15 protein-coding genes are annotated in these 18,507 nt (G+C 58.6%); 10 read left to right on the top strand and 5 right to left on the bottom strand.

Annotation, left to right across the window (positions count from 1 at the left end; translation table 11 throughout):
* The first annotated feature begins 17 nt into the window (after nt 1-17).
* The 6 genes from GF108_RS21795 (at nt 18) to repC (ending at nt 6,850) form a co-directional block, all read left to right on the top strand.
* Complete coding sequence (locus GF108_RS21795) at nt 18-1,595, top strand: cytochrome ubiquinol oxidase subunit I (protein ID WP_091924589.1); 1,578 nt, start codon at nt 18-20, stop codon at nt 1,593-1,595.
* Between the two features lie 6 nt (nt 1,596-1,601).
* Nucleotides 1,602-2,756 (top strand): cytochrome d ubiquinol oxidase subunit II, encoded by a 1,155-nt coding sequence (gene cydB / locus GF108_RS21790; protein WP_153670417.1) that lies wholly within the window; start codon nt 1,602-1,604, stop codon nt 2,754-2,756.
* Between the two features lie 16 nt (nt 2,757-2,772).
* On the top strand, nt 2,773-2,898 hold the full coding sequence (gene cydX, locus GF108_RS21785; RefSeq protein ID WP_091924596.1) for a cytochrome bd-I oxidase subunit CydX: 126 nt from the start codon (nt 2,773-2,775) through the stop codon (nt 2,896-2,898).
* Nucleotides 2,899-3,164: 266 nt separating this feature from the next.
* Complete coding sequence (repA, locus tag GF108_RS21780) at nt 3,165-4,364, top strand: plasmid partitioning protein RepA (RefSeq protein ID WP_153670416.1); 1,200 nt, start codon at nt 3,165-3,167, stop codon at nt 4,362-4,364.
* Between the two features lie 83 nt (nt 4,365-4,447).
* Nucleotides 4,448-5,413, top strand: coding sequence for a plasmid partitioning protein RepB (repB, locus tag GF108_RS21775; protein WP_153670415.1), 966 nt, complete (start codon nt 4,448-4,450; stop codon nt 5,411-5,413).
* A gap of 159 nt (nt 5,414-5,572) precedes the next feature.
* A complete protein-coding gene (repC, locus tag GF108_RS21770; RefSeq protein WP_153670414.1) occupies nt 5,573-6,850 on the top strand; it encodes a plasmid replication protein RepC in 1,278 nt (425 codons plus the stop codon).
* 161 nt (nt 6,851-7,011) lie between these two features.
* Here repC and GF108_RS21765 read toward each other — a convergent pair whose 3' ends face one another.
* From GF108_RS21765 to GF108_RS21750, 4 genes are all read right to left on the bottom strand, one after another.
* A complete protein-coding gene (locus tag GF108_RS21765; RefSeq protein ID WP_153670413.1) occupies nt 7,012-7,356 on the bottom strand; it encodes a DUF779 domain-containing protein in 345 nt (114 codons plus the stop codon).
* 60 nt (nt 7,357-7,416) lie between these two features.
* The gene (gene adh, locus GF108_RS21760) at nt 7,417-8,934 is read right to left on the bottom strand and encodes an aldehyde dehydrogenase (RefSeq protein ID WP_153670412.1); all 1,518 of its coding nucleotides are present in this window, start codon (nt 8,932-8,934) and stop codon (nt 7,417-7,419) included.
* A gap of 158 nt (nt 8,935-9,092) precedes the next feature.
* Nucleotides 9,093-10,061: a GAF domain-containing protein gene (locus tag GF108_RS21755; RefSeq protein ID WP_153670411.1), complete on the bottom strand. Its 969-nt coding sequence runs from the start codon at nt 10,059-10,061 to the stop codon at nt 9,093-9,095.
* A 79-nt stretch (nt 10,062-10,140) separates the two neighbouring features.
* A complete protein-coding gene (locus GF108_RS21750; protein WP_153670410.1) occupies nt 10,141-10,593 on the bottom strand; it encodes an Lrp/AsnC family transcriptional regulator in 453 nt (150 codons plus the stop codon).
* Nucleotides 10,594-10,715: 122 nt separating this feature from the next.
* Here GF108_RS21750 and GF108_RS21745 point away from each other — a divergent pair, with 122 nt between their 5' ends.
* The 4 genes from GF108_RS21745 to GF108_RS21730 all read left to right on the top strand — a co-directional run bounded on the left by GF108_RS21745 (nt 10,716) and on the right by GF108_RS21730 (nt 16,952).
* On the top strand, nt 10,716-13,769 hold the full coding sequence (locus GF108_RS21745; RefSeq protein WP_153670409.1) for an aminotransferase class III-fold pyridoxal phosphate-dependent enzyme: 3,054 nt from the start codon (nt 10,716-10,718) through the stop codon (nt 13,767-13,769).
* A 131-nt stretch (nt 13,770-13,900) separates the two neighbouring features.
* Nucleotides 13,901-14,917 (top strand): amino acid ABC transporter substrate-binding protein, encoded by a 1,017-nt coding sequence (locus tag GF108_RS21740; protein WP_153670408.1) that lies wholly within the window; start codon nt 13,901-13,903, stop codon nt 14,915-14,917.
* A gap of 168 nt (nt 14,918-15,085) precedes the next feature.
* Nucleotides 15,086-15,868 carry a ThuA domain-containing protein gene (locus tag GF108_RS21735; protein ID WP_153670407.1) on the top strand — a complete coding sequence of 261 codons (783 nt, stop codon included), beginning with the start codon at nt 15,086-15,088 and terminating at the stop codon, nt 15,866-15,868.
* Between the two features lie 34 nt (nt 15,869-15,902).
* Entirely contained in the window at nt 15,903-16,952 is a 1,050-nt protein-coding gene (locus GF108_RS21730; protein WP_153670406.1) for a Gfo/Idh/MocA family protein, read from the top strand.
* 4 nt (nt 16,953-16,956) lie between these two features.
* Here GF108_RS21730 and GF108_RS21725 read toward each other — a convergent pair whose 3' ends face one another.
* Nucleotides 16,957-18,507: a SpoVR family protein gene (locus GF108_RS21725; RefSeq protein WP_153670405.1), complete on the bottom strand. Its 1,551-nt coding sequence runs from the start codon at nt 18,505-18,507 to the stop codon at nt 16,957-16,959.

Below are 18,507 nucleotides of genomic sequence, written 5' to 3'. Positions count from 1 at the left end.
AGGCCCGACTAGATGCAATGGAACTCGATATCGTGGCGCTTTCGCGCCTGCAATTTGCGATAACGGCGTTATATCACTTTCTCTTTGTCCCGCTGACGCTTGGACTTTCAATACTCCTGGCGATCATGGAAACGGTCTACGTCATGACCGGCCGCGTCATATGGCGCCAGATGACCAAATTCTGGGGTACCCTGTTCGGTATCAATTTCGCCATCGGCGTCGCGACCGGCATCGTGATGGAATTCCAGTTCGGTATGAACTGGAGTTATTACAGCCATTATGTCGGCGATATTTTCGGCGCGCCGCTCGCGATCGAGGGGCTAATGGCCTTCTTCCTCGAAGCGACATTCGTCGGCCTGTTCTTCTTCGGATGGGACAAGCTATCCAAGGTCGGCCACCTCGTCGCGACCTGGTGCGTTGCCGCCGGTTCCAACTTTTCCGCGCTGTGGATTCTCATTGCTAACGGGTGGATGCAAAACCCCGTTGGCGCGACCTTCAATCCGCAGACAATGCGCATGGAAGTATCTGATTTCTATGCAGTTTTGTTCAATCCTGTCGCGCAGGCGAAGTTCGTTCACACCGTTTCGGCTGGCTATGTCACAGCATCGCTTTTCGTGCTCGGCGTGTCGGCGTGGTACGCCTTGAAGGGGCGTCACATTGCGCTCGCCAAGCGTTCGATGACCGTCGCCGCCTCGTTCGGCCTCGCATCCGCCTTATCGGTCGTCGTTCTCGGTGACGAGAGCGGTTATCTGTCGACTGAGCATCAGAAGATGAAGCTCGCCTCGATCGAAGCGATGTGGGAGACGGAACCTGCGCCCGCCGCTTTCACCGTTTTCGGCTTCCCCGATCAGGAATCGCGGGAAACGCATTTTGCCGTGCGCGTGCCGTGGGTCATGGGGTTGATCGGTACGAGGTCGCTGACGACGCCAATCCCCGGCATCGAGGAACTTGTTGAACACGCCCGTTTGCGTATCAAGGAAGGCATCATCGCCTATGACGCCTTGCAGAAAATAAGAGAGGTCGGCAGCACGACGGCTGTTTCCGCCGAGGTGCGCGATGCTTTCGAGGCGAATGGCGCCGATCTCGGCTACGCCCTGCTGTTGAAGCGCTATGTCGATGATCCGCGTCTTGCCACGCCTGAACAGATCGACAAGGCGGCTTGGGATACGGTTCCGAACGTCCCCAGACTGTTCTGGTCGTTCCGCATCATGGTCGGGCTCGGCATTTTCTTCATTATCCTGACGACGACCTTCTTCATTTTGTCCGTTCGCCGCAAGATCGACGCCTATCCCTGGCTGTTGCGGGTCGCCGTGTTTGCGATCCCCCTCCCCTGGATCGCCGCCGAACTCGGCTGGGTTGTCGCCGAATCCGGTCGTCAGCCGTGGATCATCGAAGGCGTTCTTCCGACAGCCGCGGCGGTCTCCAGCCTCGGTGCATCGACGGTGCTCCTCACCATTTGCGGCTTCGTGCTGATCTATACGGTTCTGATCTTCATCGAGATGGGCCTGATGCTGCGCGCTATCCAAAAGGGCCCCGACCCTGACACCGAGCCGGAAGCCGAACTCATTTCCCCGCACATCGTGCCAGCGGAGTAAGCAAACATGATACTGCACCAATTCATCGACTATGAGCTCCTGCGCCTTATCTGGTGGGTCCTGCTGGGTGTTCTTCTCATCGGCTTTGCCATTACCGATGGCTTCGACCTCGGGATTGGCACGCTTTTGCCCTTCGTCACCAAGACCGAGACCGAGCGGCGCATTGCAATAAACGTCATTGGCCCAACCTGGGAAGGTAACCAGGTCTGGCTCATTCTTGGCGGCGGCGCGATCTTCGCCGCATGGCCGCCGCTTTACGCGGTTTCCTTCTCCGGCTTCTATCTCGCGATGTTCGCAATCCTTGCGGCATTGATCTTGCGGCCGGTTGCCTTCAAATACCGTTCGAAGCGCGATAGCGACCGCTGGCGGAGTGGATGGGACATTGCTCTTTTCATCGGCGGGTTTGTGCCGTCGCTTATCTTCGGTGTTGCGGTGGGCAATGTCCTCCAGGGCGTTCCGTTCCGCTTCAACAACGACCTTCGCGTGTTTTACGAAGGTACGTTCTTCGGCCTGCTCAATCCGTTCGCCTTGCTGTGCGGCGTGCTTTCGGTCGTGATGCTCATCATGCATGGGAGCGCCTATCTGATGCTGAAGACCGACGGCCCGATCGCCGAACGCGCCCGTAGCTATGGCGCGCTCGCGGCGCTCGCGACGCTCGTACTTTACGCTCTTGCAGGTATCATTCTTTGGCTTGGCATTGATGGCTACGTCATCACGAGCGCGATCGATCCGCATGGCCCGTCAAATCCGCTCATGAAAACGGTCGCGGAGGAGCCATCTGGCTGGTTTGCCAACTATGGCGCCTATCCCGTGCTGCTCATCGCCCCGATACTGGGGCTTGCGGGCGCTGCCCTGGCATTTTACGGCTTCCGCGCGCGGGCGGAAATAGCAACGCTACTCGTGAGCGCCCTGTCGATCTTCGGGATGATCGCAAGCGTCGGGGTGTCGATGTTCCCGTTCATCCTTCCCTCCTCGCTGGACCCACGGTCGAGCCTGACAGTTTGGGATGCATCTTCGAGCCATCTTACGCTGTTCATCATGCTTGTCGTGACCGCCATCTTCATCCCGCTGATCGTCGCTTACACAACCTGGGTCTACCACGTGCTCTGGGGCAAGGTGGATGCCAATTCAGGTGATGATAAAAGCGGCCACGCTTACTGATCGAAAGGATCGAATCATGTGGTATTTCTCCTGGCTTCTCGGATTGCCATTCGCCGCGGCATTCGCTGTCCTTAATGCGATGTGGTATGAACTCGTAGAGGACGATGCGACACGCAAGGACGGCACCGATCAGCGCAAATGATCACAGCTTTGTTCTACACATCAGTTTACTGCGGTAAATTGGATTGATTTCTTGCGTTGAATCAATCACCTAGAGCCGGCGTTCATGTGATGGCAAATGTCGTTTAAAGCGGCTGACGCCTTCCGGATTCGCCGGCTCTTCCACAGGCGAAATCCTCTTAACCTTTTTTTAACCCAAAAATTCTTGCCGGATCAGACGAATCGGAGCTTAATGGCGCTTCGTAAAGCGTTTGCTTTGAAAAAGCGCTATTAGAGGTTTCGATTTAAATGAATATCGCAATGCCTCTGCCCAAGTTCGAGTTCGACGACAAAATCCTCGATCAAGGGGCGGAGATTTCCCGCCGGCTGGACCAACTTCGGATGGAAAAGTTTCCTCCGAATGCGAAGAAGAAATTGCGCTCCTTTTCGATGGCCGAGGTCGCCCATTATCTCGGCGTCACCCAGAACAATCTGAAGCGCCTGCACCTCGAAGGCAAGGGCCCTGTACCCGCACAGGCAGCGTCCGGTCGCCGTTCCTATACGGCCGAGCAGATGATGGAATTGCGGCACTATCTCGATCGCAACGGCCGCACCGAAGTGAAGAAATACGTGCCGCACCGCAAACCGGGCGACAAGCTGCAAGTCATCGCCGTTGTCAATTTCAAGGGCGGGTCCGGCAAGACGACGACGGCTGCGCATCTTGCCCAATACCTCGCCCTGACCGGACATCGCGTTCTCGCGATCGATCTTGATCCGCAAGCCTCATTGTCGGCTCTGCATGGCTTTCAACCCGAACTCGATCGCAACCTGTCGCTCTACGAATCCATTCGTTACGACGATGAGCGCAAGCCGATCTCCGAGGTCATCCTGCCGACCAACTTTCCTGGGCTCGACATCATCCCGGCAAATCTCGAACTGCAGGAATATGAATATGACACCCCGCTGGCTATGCAGGATCGCTCCTCGCTTGAAGGTCGGCAGTTCTTCACTCGGATCGGCAAGGTCCTCGAACAAGTGGATAACCGCTACGACGTTGTCGTTGTAGATTGCCCGCCGCAGCTTGGCTATCTGACGCTGACAGCTATGTCGGCGGCGACGTCCGTTCTTATTACCGTTCATCCGCAGATGCTCGACCTTATGTCGATGTCGCAGTTCCTGTTGATGCTCGGCGGGATCCTGAAGACAGTCAAGCAGGCCGGGGCAAAAGTCCAGCTCGACTGGTTCCGCTACCTGATCACGCGCTACGAGCCGACGGACATTCCACAGGCCCAGATGGTCGGCTTCATGCAATCGATGCTGGCCGAGGAGATCCTTTCCAATCCGATGCTGAAATCCACGGCAATTTCCGATGCCGGGCTGACAAAGCAGACCCTCTACGAGGTCGAGAAGAACAGCTTCACCCGGTCTACCTATGAACGCGCAATCGAATCGCTGGACGCAGTCAACGCCGAGATCGCAACGCTCATTCACCGGGCGTGGGGACGCTGATCATGCGTGAGGGCTTTACCGCAGTAAATAACGCGAAATTGAAACGCAGGATCAATTGCTTACAGCTTAGCGGGAGCAGATAGATGGCCCGTAAGGACATTTTCAGCAGTGTCATGAACCCGGCGCCGGTCAAGACCGAGCGCAACAATGCCCTGAACTATGTGGTGAGTGGTGCGTCGCGCTCGATCAAGAGCTCCTTCGAGGAACTCGCCAAGGGAAGCGTCGTCGAACTTGATCCCGATCTCGTGGATGGATCGTTTGTTGCCGACCGTATCGATGAGGACGACGAGGCGTTTCAGGAGTTGCTGACCGCGGTCCGGGAGAGGGGGCAGGACTCCCCCATTCTTGTGCGGCCGCACCCAGCGGCTGCCGGTCGCTACCAGGTTGTCTTCGGCCACCGCCGCGTCAAGGTAGCGAAGCATCTCGGCCGGCAAGTCCGCGCCGTCGTGAAGGCGCTCGAGGACCAGGACCATGTGATCGCACAGGGCCAGGAGAATGCGGCGCGTTCGAACCTTTCCTTCATTGAGCGCACATTGTTTGCAAAGCGGCTGGGCGATCTCGGCTACGATCAGTCCGTCATCAAGTCCGCATTGGCGATCGATGCGACGACGTTCTCGAAGATGCAGTCCGTCGGCGCCCACATTCCGGAAGATATCATCCTCGCAATTGGTGCTGCGAAGGCGACGGGACGGGATCGGTGGTGGCAACTTTCGAAGCTTTTGGAAGTGCCAGGCAATGCGGCGAGGGCGAAGGCTCTGGTAGCGTCCGGTGAACTTGAAGCGGAGACCGGCGACGCGCGCTTTGGGCAACTGTTCGATTTGTTGAGCAAGGCCAACAAGCGTCCCGCTAAGGCCGCTGCTTCGCGCAAGAAGGGCTGGGCGCCGACGGACAAGTCGCTCCGCGTCGATATCACCGACAACGGCAAGGCGTTTACCCTGGCGCTCAAAGCCAAGAACGCTTCGCGCTTCGGATCCTACATTACCGACAGGCTGGAGGAGCTTTATCGCGACTTCCAGCAATCGGAAACCGTCAATAAATCAGGAGATTAACCCGCAAAAGAAAAAAGCCCACCTCAACATCGCTGTCTCGGAAGGCTTCTCTCATATCTCTAGCAGGATCGAGAATCGCATTTCCCCGAATCAGTGTCAAGATATTTTGACGTCGTTCTGGCGAGCGGATTTCTTTTGCCTTTAGAAAGGTAAGAGGCAATGCAGACGGGGAATGCATTCACGACGCCCTTTGGGCGGCGGTCGCTATCGCTTGGCATGCTGGCAACCCAACGCCAGGCCCAGGAGATAGATCCGGCAGCGTCGATCGACAAATGGAAGCTGTTCCGGAGCCTGTGCGAGGCGAGGGCGCTGGTAGGAATTTCGGACCGCGCCCTGGTGGTACTGAACGCTCTCCTGACGTTCTATCCACAGGCGGAGCTAAGCGAAGCAAACGGGCTTGTTGTCTTCCCGTCGAACGCGCAGCTGTCATTGCGGGCGCATGGAATGGCTCCAGCCACATTGCGTCGCCATCTCGCTGCTCTGATCGAAGCAGGGCTCATTTTCCGCAAGGACAGCCCCAACGGCAAGCGCTTCGCACGCAAGGCGCGGGGAGGGGAAGGTGGTGAAGCATTCGGCTTCTCGCTGGCTCCCTTGGTGGCGCGGGCCGAGGAACTCGGAGGAATGGCCGAACAGGTGAGAAGCGAACGGCTTCAGCTGAAACTGATGAAGGAGCGCGTAACGCTGCTGCGGCGCGATATCGTCAAACTCATTGAACTCGGCTTCGAAGCTTTGCCCAATCCTGACTGGAGCGCGCATTACAGGCGGTTTCGCAGTGTCATTGACGGGATTCCGCGTCAAGCGACCATCCACGATCTGGAGCCCGCAGTGGACGGTCTGGAATGCATCCACATGGAAGTGTCTAATACCCTGGAGAAACAGTTAAATTCTGAGAATACGAGCGCCAAAGAGTCTCATACTGAGCGCCACAAACAAAATTCAAACACCCAATCCACTTCTGATCTTGAACCCGGCTTTAGAAAAGGCCAGGGGGCAAAAGTCGTGGATCAAACGGGAAGGATGACAGAGACAAAGCAGTCGGTATCAGACAAGACGGATAGGAGCGAGCAGACGCCAGAAACTGCGCAGGCCGACAGGCCTATCCCGCTTGCATTGGTCCGCCAGGCATGCCCGAGCATTGCCGCCTATGGGCGCGACGGGATTTCAAGCTGGCAGGACCTGATGGCCGCGGCCGTGGTCGTGCGCTCGATGCTTGGGGTGAGTCCTTCGGCCTATGAGGAAGCTTGCGATATACTAGGCCAGGAAAATGCGGCGATTGTCGTAGCATGCATCCTCGAAAGGGCAGACCATATCAATTCGGCTGGCGGTTATCTGCGTTCCCTGACGGACAAGGCGGCACGCGAGGAGTTTTCGGTCTGGCCGATGCTCCTTGCTCAGCTGCGGGCCAACGGCAGCCACGTTCAACTGGTGACCACATGACGAGGGCCGGATTTATGACTGCCACGCATGGCGAGCGAACATATGGATGCGCCGATGGGACGGAAGTAAACGCTGTGTTGTCTTCCGCTTCGGCAAAAACATTAACCTAAACAGAGGATTAACGTGTGGGGCGCTTGCCCTCCGGGGCAGCAACGCCGCGGTTACTGGTTGCCGCCAACCGCACAGATCGTGGAGCGCGTCAGGAACCGCACTTCACGCCCATTGTCGAGTGAGAACATGCCGCCCCGTCCCGGAACGACATCGATGATCAGGTCGGTTTGTTTCCAGACATCGTATTGGGAGGCGCTGATATAGACCGGCGCGCCGCCGATCTCGCCAAGCTTGACGTCCTGGTCACCGATAATGAAATCGCCTTGCGCATAGCACATGGGTGAAGAACCGTCGCAGCAGCCGCCGGACTGGTGAAAGAGGATCGGGCCGTATTCGGATTGCAGGGTCGAAATCAATTCAAGTGCCGCAGGGGTAGCGCTGACTTTTTCTTCCATGAGAGCCTCCAAGTGAAATCGATGGCGCCGGCCTTCCAGCGCCATCGATGATCCAACCCGTCAGAAGAAGCCGAGTTTCTTTGGACTATAGCTCACAAGCATGTTCTTCGTCTGCTGGTAGTGGTCCAGCATCTTCAGGTGATTTTCCCGGCCGATGCCGGACTGCTTGTACCCGCCGAACGCGGCATGCGCCGGATAGGCGTGGTAGCAATTGGTCCACACGCGTCCGGCCTGGATGGCGCGGCCAAAGCGATAGCAGGTATTGGCGTCGCGGCTCCAGATCCCGGCGCCGAGACCGTAGAGCGTGTCATTGGCAATCGACAGGGCTTCGTCATTATCCTTGAAGGTGGTCACGGAAACCACTGGACCGAAGATCTCTTCCTGGAAGATGCGCATGCGGTTGTGGCCTTTGAACACCGTCGGCTTGACATAGTAGCCGCCGGCAAGATCGCCTGGAAGTTCGTTGCGGCCGCCACCGATCAGGACCTCGGCGCCTTCCTGCCTGCCGATGTCCATGTAGGAGAGGATCTTCTCGAGTTGTTCGCTGGATGCCTGCGCGCCGATCATGGTCGCTGGATCGAGCGGGTCGCCTTGGACGATAGCCTCGACGCGCTTCAACGCACGCTCCATGAACTTGTCATAGATTGCTTCATGAACGAGGGCGCGGCTCGGGCATGTGCAAACCTCGCCCTGATTGAGTGCGAACATCACGAAACCTTCGATCGCCTTGTCGAAGAAATCGTCATCCTCGGCCGTGACATCCTTGAAGAAAATGTTGGGTGATTTGCCGCCGAGTTCGAGTGTGACGGGAATGAGATTCTGGCTGGCATATTGCATGATCAGGCGGCCAGTCGTGGTCTCGCCGGTAAATGCGATCTTGGCGATGCGCGGGCTGGAGGCGAGGGGCTTGCCTGCCTCAAGGCCGAAGCCGTTGACGATATTGAGGACGCCTGGCGGCAGAAGGTCGCCGACTAACTCAGCGAAAACGAGGATCGATGCAGGCGTTTGTTCGGCAGGCTTCAGCACGACGCAATTGCCCGCAGCGAGCGCGGGTGCAAGCTTCCAGATCGCCATGAGAAGCGGGAAGTTCCACGGAATGATCTGGCCAACGACGCCGAGAGGTTCGTGGAAATGATAGGCGACCGTGTCGTGGTCGATCTCGGAAATGCCACCCTCCTGCGCGCGGATGGCGCCGGCGAAATAGCGCAGATGGTCGATCGCCAGCGGCAGGTCGGCTGCGGTCGTTTCGCGAATGGGCTTGCCATTGTCCCAGGTTTCGGCTTCGGCCAGGATGTCGAGGTTGTCTTCCATCACCTGGGCGATCTTGTTGAGAATGACGCTGCGCTCGGCCGGGCTGGTGCGGCCCCAGGCCTCCTTGGCGGCATGCGCTGCATCGAGTGCTGCTTCGACATCGCTGGCATCAGATCGGGCGATTTCGCAAATTACCTGGCCGTTTACGGGCGAGGTGTTTTCGAAATATTTGCCGGACCTCGGCTCGACGAATTTACCGCCAATGAAGTTGCCGTATCGCGACTTGAATTTGGGCGTGGCTGTGCGGTTGAACTCTACCTTGTTCATGTGATTTCCTCCCTGACGCGAGCCGGTTTTGACGGGCTTGCGCGTTAAATACCGCCTCCTGCGGCAGAGTCGGAGCATCGGCGAGAAAGCACGGCCTGTCAGCCGGGTGCCGGCAACATGACAGTGCGAGTGTCGCAGATCTGAGACAATTGTCCGCGCTAATTGAGTCCGAGGCGCTTGAGCTTCCGGTGTAGCGTGGCGCGGCTCATGCCAAGCATCCCGGCCGCAAGGGAAACATTGCCGCCTGCATTGCTGAGGGCGCGGCGGATGACACTGCGCTCGGCCGAGGCGAAACCGCGTTCTGGATCGATCTCCTGGCCAAGGAGGTTGGCGGCCGGCAGGGGACCGCTGAGGCTTTCGTCGGTCAAGCCGAAGACGTGGCGCGCGGACCGTGACGCGCCGATGACGAGATCGTCCTGGTCGACGGCAATCAGCGCATTGACGACGCGATCCCCGGCAATATTGTCGCCGGCCATCACGATGCGCGCCTTGGGGAAAGCGAGACGGAAATTCTCGGCCTCGACCCGGCGCGCCGCATCGACGACCGCCATGGCAATAAGCTTGACGAAGTCTTCCGTGAGATCGGACCGCGCCGACGAGACATCGATCACTGCCATCAAGCGACCGCGATGATCGAAGATCGGCGCGACAGTGCAGGAAAGAGCGGTGTTGCGGCTGCGAAAATGCTGGTCGCGGTGGATGGTCAGCGATCGTTGCTCGGCGATGGCGGTTCCAATCCCATTCGTGCCTTCGCTTTCTTCGCTCCACACGGCTCCCGTCCAAAGCCCGATCTTGTAGAACGTCGTATCGTCACCGGCATAGCCGCGGCGATCGACTGGCACACCTTCCTTGTCGGCCAGGAGAACGCAGCAACCGGCACCGCCGACCGCGGTATAGAGGCGGTCGAGGGTTCCGGACGCTGTGTCGATCAGCGAGCCGAGCCTTTCGCGCGCTTCCGATAGTTCGCGGTTGGTCAAAACGTTCGGCGGCGTGTGTTCCTCCGGGTTGAGTCCATAGAGGCGCATGGACCGTCCCCAAGATGCGACAAGCGCCGACTGTGCCGCAGCATCGCCCGCAAGCGCCGTTTGGATGTGTTCCGCGTGCAAGCCCTCATGCAGTCTTCCCATGCTCTCCTCCCAGAGTGCTGGCGATCCGCCGATCCATAGCAGCATAGGTCGCGGCAGCCTGCCGTCAAGTCGGCAACAGCTAAAGTGCGAGGCTGGCGTCGCCTCGGTCGATGTCGCGCCGCAAGATGATCGACGTCGTTACATCGTCGACCTGATCCATCGTCGCAACCCTGTCGCGAATTGTGTTGAGGTGATTGATCGAGGGCACTTCGATTTCGACGATGAGGTCAAGCTGGCCGCTGACCGACGAAACACGCCGAACTTCAGGATAGGCGGCAAGACGGTCGAGGACGCCGAGCGAGGGCGTGCGAACCAGGCTGATGAGCAGGAAGGCGCAAATCAGACCTTCGTTGAGCTGGCCGATATCGGCGCGATAGCCGCGAATGACGCCTGACTTCTCGAGGAAGAGTATCCTTTCGCTCGTCGCGCTGCGCGAAAGGCCGATCTCGCCGGCGAGAGTCTTGATGGGAATTTTGGCATCGCGCGAAAGAATGCTCAGGATCGCACGGTCCTTGTCATCCAGCTCTTTCATTGCTCTTTCATCCTCCCCGACCAAATGCCGGTCAGGGCCGTCAAAACGACGATGAAACCGGCGGATTAACGGATGCCCGATTTTTTGCCCCATGCCAAGCTCGAAGAAAATGGAGCCTGCGCATGATTGATCTGTCCCATCCGGCACCGTCGTTCTCGGACGCGGAAGCCCTCACAATCGCTCGTGAGCACTTCGGTATCGAAGGCCGGATCAGCCCGCTTGCCAGCGAGCGGGACCAGAATTTTAAGATCGATTCAAACGACGGTCATTCCTTCATCCTGAAGATCGTCAACGCCAGCGAGCCGCGTGATCAGAGCGATTTTCAAACGGCATTGCTCGAGCATCTTGAGAAGCACGCCTGCGAACTCGCCGTGCCCCGGCTGCGCCGCGCCTTGACCGGTCTGGCCCTCGCAAGCGTGGAAGGGCCGAGCGGCGAGTTGCATGCCGTACGCATGGTGTCCTGGCAGATCGGCGAACCACTCGCGACAATGGAGCGAACGCCGGCAACGCTTGGCAATCTCGGCAAAGTTCTCGGCGAGTTGGACCGGGCGATGCAAGGCTTCATCCACGCCGGGGCCCTGCGAACCTTCGATTGGGATATTCGGGCGGCGGGGTTGTCGCGGCAGCGCGTGCAATATGTCAACGACGCAGCCGATCGCGCCTTGCTGGAACGCTGGCTCGACCGCTTCGACCGTGATGTCGCCCCGCGCCTGCCTGCCTTGCGCGCTGCCGTCATTCACAATGATGCCAATGACTGGAATGTGCTGGTCGACGCCTCCGACCCCACTCGCATCGCCGGCCTCATCGATTTCGGTGATGCACTGCACAGCGTGCTGATTGCGGAGGTCGCCGTTGCCTGCGCCTACTCCATTCTGGAGGTCGAGGACCCGATCGGAGCTGCTGGGTCGATTGTTGCAGGTTTCAACGCGCAGTACTCGCTTCTGGAGGAGGAAGTCGACCTGCTCTTCGACCTGATTGTAATGCGGCTCGTCATCAGCGTAACCATGTCGGCACAGCGCAGCGACAAGACTGCCGAAAATCCGTATCTGCAAGTGAGCGAGGCACCTGCCTGGAACTTGTTGCGGCGGCTCGACCGGATGAACCCGGGCCTTGCCACCGCAATCCTGCGACAGGCCTGCGGCTACGACGCATTCCCTGGCGCAAAAGCAATCGTGCGTTGGATAGAGGACAATAACAAGTCCTTCCGGTCGATTCTTGCGACGCATCCGGCGCGGCTCGCCAAGGGCATCGTGCCATATGGCGATCCACAAAACCCGATGACCGTGCTTTCGGCTGGAAAGGAGCCTGAGAAGGCAACCGAGTGGTGGGATGCCTATGCTGGCGACCAGAAGATTGCGCTCGGCATCGGTCCCTGGGGGGAGGAGCGCTCGGTCTATACCGGCACGATGTTCGAGTCGCGCTTCATTGCAGGAACACGGCGCACCCGGCACCTCGGGCTCGATCTCTTCATGCCTGCCGGGACGAAGCTCTACACCCCGATTGACGCCGTCGTCAGCGAAGTAATGATCGAAGAGGACCCTCTCGGTTATGGCTGTCTGGTCAAGCTAGAACACCGGCCGGAAGGCTGTCCGCCATTCGCGACGCTCTGGGGGCACCTCGCGCATGAGGCAGTCGGTCGTTTGCGCCCTGGTGAAAAACTCGCCGCCGGCGACCTGATCGGGGAGATGGGTGGTCCTTCGGAAAATGGCGGTTGGGTGCCCCATCTGCATCTCCAGCTATCGGTGGATACGCAGCTGGCGGCGATGGAGATACTGGGTGTCGGCGAGCCGGCATTTCTCCCCGTCTGGGCCGAGCTTTTCCCCGATGCCGCTGCCTTTGCCGGATTGCCGCCGGAGACGTTCGAGCAGTCTGGGCGGAGCCGAAGCGAGATCGTTGCCGAGCGCAAGTCCATCCTTCTGCCCAACCTTTCCATTTCCTATGCCGAGCCGATCAAATTTGTCCGCGGGGAGGGCGCCTGGCTGATCGATGATCGCGGCAGGGCGTATCTCGACTGCTTCAACAATGTCTGCCATCTCGGCCATGCCCATCCCGATGTCGTAGAGGCATTGAGCAAGCAGGCCGGAATTCTGAATACGAACACGCGCTATCTCCACGACAACATCGTCGATTACGCCGAGCGACTGACAGCGACCCTTCCCGGTGACTTGTGTGTTGCAACCTTTGCCTGCAGCGGTAGCGAGGCGAACAGCCTGATGTTGCGGATGATGCGCGCCCATACGGGCCGCGAGGAGGCGATCGTGCTCGATTGGGCCTACCACGGCACGACCCAGGAGCTTATCGATCTCAGCCCCTACAAATATAAGCGGAAAGGCGGCAAGGGCCGGAAGTCGCACGTCTATGAAGCGAATATACCTGACACCTACCGCGCGCCTGCCGATTGGCCGGCGGATAAGATCGCGCAGCGGTATGCCGAGAGCGTTGCCGAGCAGATTGCGTCGATGCGCAAGGCCGGGAAGGGACCGGGCGTCTTCCTGGCCGAGTCGATCCCCAGCGTGGCGGGACAGGTCTTCCTGCCCGAAGGCTACCTTAGGGAAGTCTATGCCATGGTGCGCGCCGCCGGCGGAATTTGCGCGGCGGATGAGGTGCAGGTCGGATTTGGGCGCGTTGGGAGCCATTGGTGGGCCTTCGAGACGCAAGGCGTCGTGCCCGACATCGTCACCATGGGCAAGCCGATCGGAAACGGCCATCCGATGGCAGCCGTGGTGACGACCCGCGAGGTGGCTGCCTCGTTCAACAACGGGATGGAATATTTCAATACGTTCGGTGGCAACCCTGTTTCCTGCGCGGTCGGGCTTGCCGTGCTCGACGTGATCGAGCGTGACGATCTGCGCGGCAACGCGCTGGCGATGGGCAATTATCTGCTGGAGCGTTTTAGGGCGATGCAGGCGCGTTATGAAGTGATCGGCGACGTTCGCGGCCAGGGTCTGTTCCTTGGCATCGAGCTTGTTACCGATCGCAAGACCAAGCAACCGGCAACGGAGCTCGCGCGCAAGATCAATAATGGGGCAAGGGAGCGGGGCGTGTTGATGGGAACCGAGGGACCGCATGACAATGTGCTGAAACTGCGTCCCCCGATGATTTTCAACCGCGCCAATGCGGATCTGCTGATCGAGGTCATGGAGGAGACCTTCGCAGCGGTCATGGCGGAGGCATAACAGGCGCAAGGCCCGGCACAGTCTCCAGCAGGCGACGCCGGTAAAAATCTCAAACATCGAAACCAATGGGTCTTCGGACATGTGTCCGGCGGCACGGACAGGCTTTGCCTGCCAAAACGAGGGAGAACACAATGAAACTGACATCCGCTATTGCACTGCTGCTGGCATCGGCAGCGTTCGCAGCATCGCCCGCGTCAGCCGATACGCTGGCAACGATCAAGGAGCGTGGCAAGCTCAATTGCGGCGTGAGTGAAGGCGTGCTCGGCTTTTCCAACGCCGACGACAAAGGCGTGTGGACGGGCTTCGACGTTGATTTCTGCAAGGCCGTGGCGGCAGCCGTCCTCGGCGATCCTAGCAAGGTGACCTATGTGCCACTTTCGACGAAGGCGCGATTTGCGGCTCTCCAATCAGGCGAAGTCGATCTCCTGTCGCGCCAGACAACGTGGACGCAGTCGCGCGATACCGGCATGGGCATGCGCTTCGTCGGGACGATCTATTATGACGGCCAAGGCTTCATGGTGAAGAAATCCCTCGGCGTAAAGAGCGCAAAGGAACTCTCCGGCGCGACGCTATGCACCGAAACCGGCACAACCACCGAAATGAACGCCGCGGATTTCTTCAAGGCGAACAACATCAAGTACGACATCATCTCGTTCGAAAAAGCCGATCAGACGATTGCCGCATTCAATACGGATCGCTGCGACGTCTATACGACCGACGCCTCCGCGCTCTATGCGCAGCGTCTTGTGCTGACCGATCCGGATTCATCGCTGGTATTGCCGGAGATCATCTCCAAGGAGCCGCTGGGACCGGCCGTCCGCCAGGGCGACGACCGTTGGTTCGGCATAGTCCGGTGGACCTTGTTTGCCCTGATCAACGCGGAGGAACTCGGCGTCACCAAGGATAACATCGCTGCACAGTTGGAATCCGACAATCCCGAAGTTCGCCGCTTCCTCGGTGCGGAAGGCAATACTGGCGAATCCATGGGTCTCGACCAGAAGTGGGTTTACAACATCGTCGCTGCGACCGGTAACTACGGCGAGATGTTTGAACGCAGTCTCGGCAAGGGCAGCCCGCTCAAGATTGATCGCGGCATCAACGCCCTCTGGAACGCCGGCGGCCTGATGTACGCCCCGCCGATCCGCTAACAATGGAAATCCCCTTCGTTCGTTGGAGGGGGTTTCATGCATACTGTTTCTGAAGAATATGGAACCAGACCAATGCGTTGATCATTGGTCTGGTTGAAGGCGTCGCCTTCTGAGCGTCATACTGGGCGCGTACCCTCCCAATCGTATCCGAGAAACAGGAATAGAGACATGGCTATCCGAACACTCGTCTGGGGCGAAAACGTTCATGAACAGACGAACAAGACCGTTGCCGGGATTTACCCCGAAGGCATGCACACGCAGATAGCAAAACTCCTTGCTGCGGACGAAAAGATTTCCGTCAAGACAACGACCTTGCAAGAGCCTGAGCATGGGCTGACCGAAAGGGCGCTCGGGGAAACCGACGTGCTGGTTTGGTGGGGGCACCAAGCCCATGGCGATGTTGGCGATGACATCGTCGAAAGGGTGGCAAAACACGTATGGGAAGGCATGGGGCTGATCGTTCTCCACTCCGGCCATTTCTCGAAAATTTTCAAGCGCCTGATGGGTTCGCCTTGTGCCCTCAATTGGCGCGAGGCCGGCGAGCGTGAACGGCTCTGGGTGGTCAATCCGGGTCATCCCATTGCGCGGGGGCTTCCTGCCTATTTCGAGATCGAGAACGAGGAAATGTATGGCGAACCGTTTTCCGTGCCCGAACCGCTCGAGACCGTGTTCGTATCGTGGTTCCAGGGCGGCGAAGTCTTTCGTTCGGGTCTGACATATCGCAGGGGAGCGGGCAATGTATTCTATTTCCGACCGGGCCATGAGACTTACCCCACCTATCACCACGAGACGGTTGGCCTTGTTCTGCGTAACGCCGTGAACTGGGCCTATAATCCCGAGCGTTATCCCACTATAACAACCGCGCCGAATGTGCCGGTCGAGAAGGCGCTCGAGCCGATCGAGGCGCGGGGCGGCAGCGTTCACGCGGAAGGCGAGGAAGGCTTTCGCTGATATCGCTGGATTGGCATCAGGAGCAGGTGGATCGATGCGTCTTTTGATCTTGGGTACCGGCCAGATGGCTAACGCACATGCGCGCAGTTTCGCCGAAATCGAAACGGTGACGCTTGCAGGCGCCGTGGATGTCGATCCCGCCCGCGCCGAGGCGTTTCGCGCGAAATACGGTATCGAAAAGGCTTTCACCTCGCTGGCAGACGCACTTGCCTGGGGAGACTTCGATGCCGTTGCCAATGTTACGCCCGACAGCGCGCATTATTTGACGACCCTGCAATGCCTCGCCGCCGGCAAGCACGTCTTTTGCGAAAAGCCGCTCGCCACGAATTCGGTGGATGCGATGGAGATGGCCGAAAAGGCCGAATCCGCCAATCTCGTGGGCATGGTCAACCTGACCTATCGCAACGTTGCCCAGCTGCAGGCGGCGCGCAAGCTGGTCACGAGCGGCCGGATCGGGACGGTCAAGCATGTCGAGGCGTCATATCTGCAAAGCTGGCTGGTCTCGAAGCAATGGGGCGACTGGCGCACGGAAAGCCAGTGGCTATGGCGCCTGTCGAAAAACCATGGCTCTAACGGCACCCTGGGGGACGTCGGCGTCCACATCCTCGATTTCGTGGTATATGCAACGGACACCGAAATCGACGAAGTGTTTTGCCGGCTAAAAGCATTCGACAAAGCCGAGGGCAATCGTATCGGCGAATATGAACTCGATGCCAATGACAGCTTCACCATGAGCGTGAGCTTCAAGAACGGAGCCCTCGGTGTGGTGCATTCCAGCCGCTGGGCGACAGGTCATGTGAATGAACTGCGGCTGCGCGTTTATGGCGACAAGGGATCGCTCGAAGTGCTTCATCGCCATGACGGTTCCAGGCTTCTTGTTTGCCTTGACGCCGATATTGAGACCGCAACGTGGAGAGAGATCAATGTCGATCCGGTTCAAACAAATTATCAGCGCTTCGTCGAGGCCGTCGCCATCGGCCTGACCCTCGAGCCGTCCTTTCGCCACGCCGCCAGGCTGCAAATGGCGATTGACCTTGCAAACGTCAGCGAGAGTGACCGCCGCGAGCACCGGCTCTTGACTTGAATCGCTATCCGGCGAACTTGTCCGTCGATGTTTCGTAAAGGACATTGCCGAATTCGGCATCGACGCCGACGAGACTGACGTCATAGCCCCACAGGCGACGGACATGGCGCAAGGTCGCATCCCGGGTGCTCTCGCTGAGCACGATGCCGTCGCGAGCCGTATGCTGCAGCCGCAGGTGGCGATTGCCGAGCAGATCGACATCGACGACCTGGATGTTGGGCTGGTTCATGCCGATGTCATAGCTGCGGGCGAGGGAGCTGCGAATTTTCTCATAGCCCCGTTCGTTATGGATAGACGCGACTTGGTAGTGCTTTTCCTTCGATTCATCATCGAGAGCGAACAGCCGCATCTTGCGGATCAGCGCAGGGCTCAAATATTGCAGCAGAAATGACTCATCCCGGTGATTGGCCCAAGCATCGAGCAAGGTGCCGCGCCAGTCGCCATTGCCGGCAAACTCAGGGAACCAGTCGCGGTCCTCGGCCGTCGGTTTGGTACAGATGCGCTCGATATCCTGCATCATGGCGAAACCGAGCGCATAAGGGTTGAGGCCCGAAAAGCGCGGATCGTCGAACCCTGGCTGGAAAACCACATTGGAATGGCTATGAAGCATCTCCAGAAGGTGGCCTTCGCTTATTTTACCTCTGTCAAACAGCATGTTCATGATCGTGTAGTGGACAAACGTTGCGCAGCCTTCATTCATCACTTTAGTCTGCCGCTGCGGATAGAAATACTGGGCGACGACACGGACGATGCGCAGGATCTCTCGCTCCCACGGCTCGAGGATCAGGCTGTTCTTCTCCAGGAAATAGAGAAGGTTCTCTTCCGGCAGGTTGAGGGCTTTCTTTCGCTCCTGCGCCTCCAATTCGGCCTCGGTCGTATCCTCGCTTTGCCGTGGCTGCGGCAAGGTCCGCCAAAGATCGCTGAAAATCTTTTCCTCATACTCCAAGCGCTCGCGAACGCGCGCCTGTTCCTTGGCCGAGGAAATGCGGGGCGGGCGGCGGTAGCGGAAAACCGCCTGGTCCATCAGGGTATGCGCTGCGTCAAGGATGGATTCGACGGCCGCAAAACCATATCGTTCCTCGCAACGCGACACATAGCCCTTGGCGAACTCCATATAGTCGAGGATGGCGCTGGCGTCGGTCCACTGCCTGAAGAGGTAGTTGTTCTTGAAGAAATGGTTGTGGCCGAAGGAGGCATGGGCGATGACCAATGCCTGCAGGGCCATCGTGTTTTCTTCCATCAGATAGGCGATGCATGGATTGGAATTGATGACGATCTCATAGGCGAGGCCGCGACGGCCCTTGCGGTAGAGGTATTCCTCGTAGACGAAATGCTTGCCGAACGACCAATGCTGGTAGATGAGCGGCATGCCATTGGACGAATAGGCGTCCAGCATTTGTTCGGAGGAAATTATTTCGAGCTGATTGGGGTAGCAGTCGAGCCCGAGATCACCGAGGGCGACCTCCTTTATCGCATCATAGGTCCGGGACAATGTATCGAAGGTCCAGTCGGACCCGGTGAACAGAAGATCGGAAGCGCCCGCACTCTTACTCAT

It is taken from the genome of Phyllobacterium sp. SYP-B3895 (genome assembly GCF_009647635.1).
GTDB classification, from domain to species: Bacteria; Pseudomonadota; Alphaproteobacteria; order Rhizobiales; family Rhizobiaceae; genus Phyllobacterium; species Phyllobacterium pellucidum.
The sequence above is the reverse complement of the archived record's forward strand: the minus strand, read 5'-3'. Positions and strand labels throughout refer to the sequence as shown.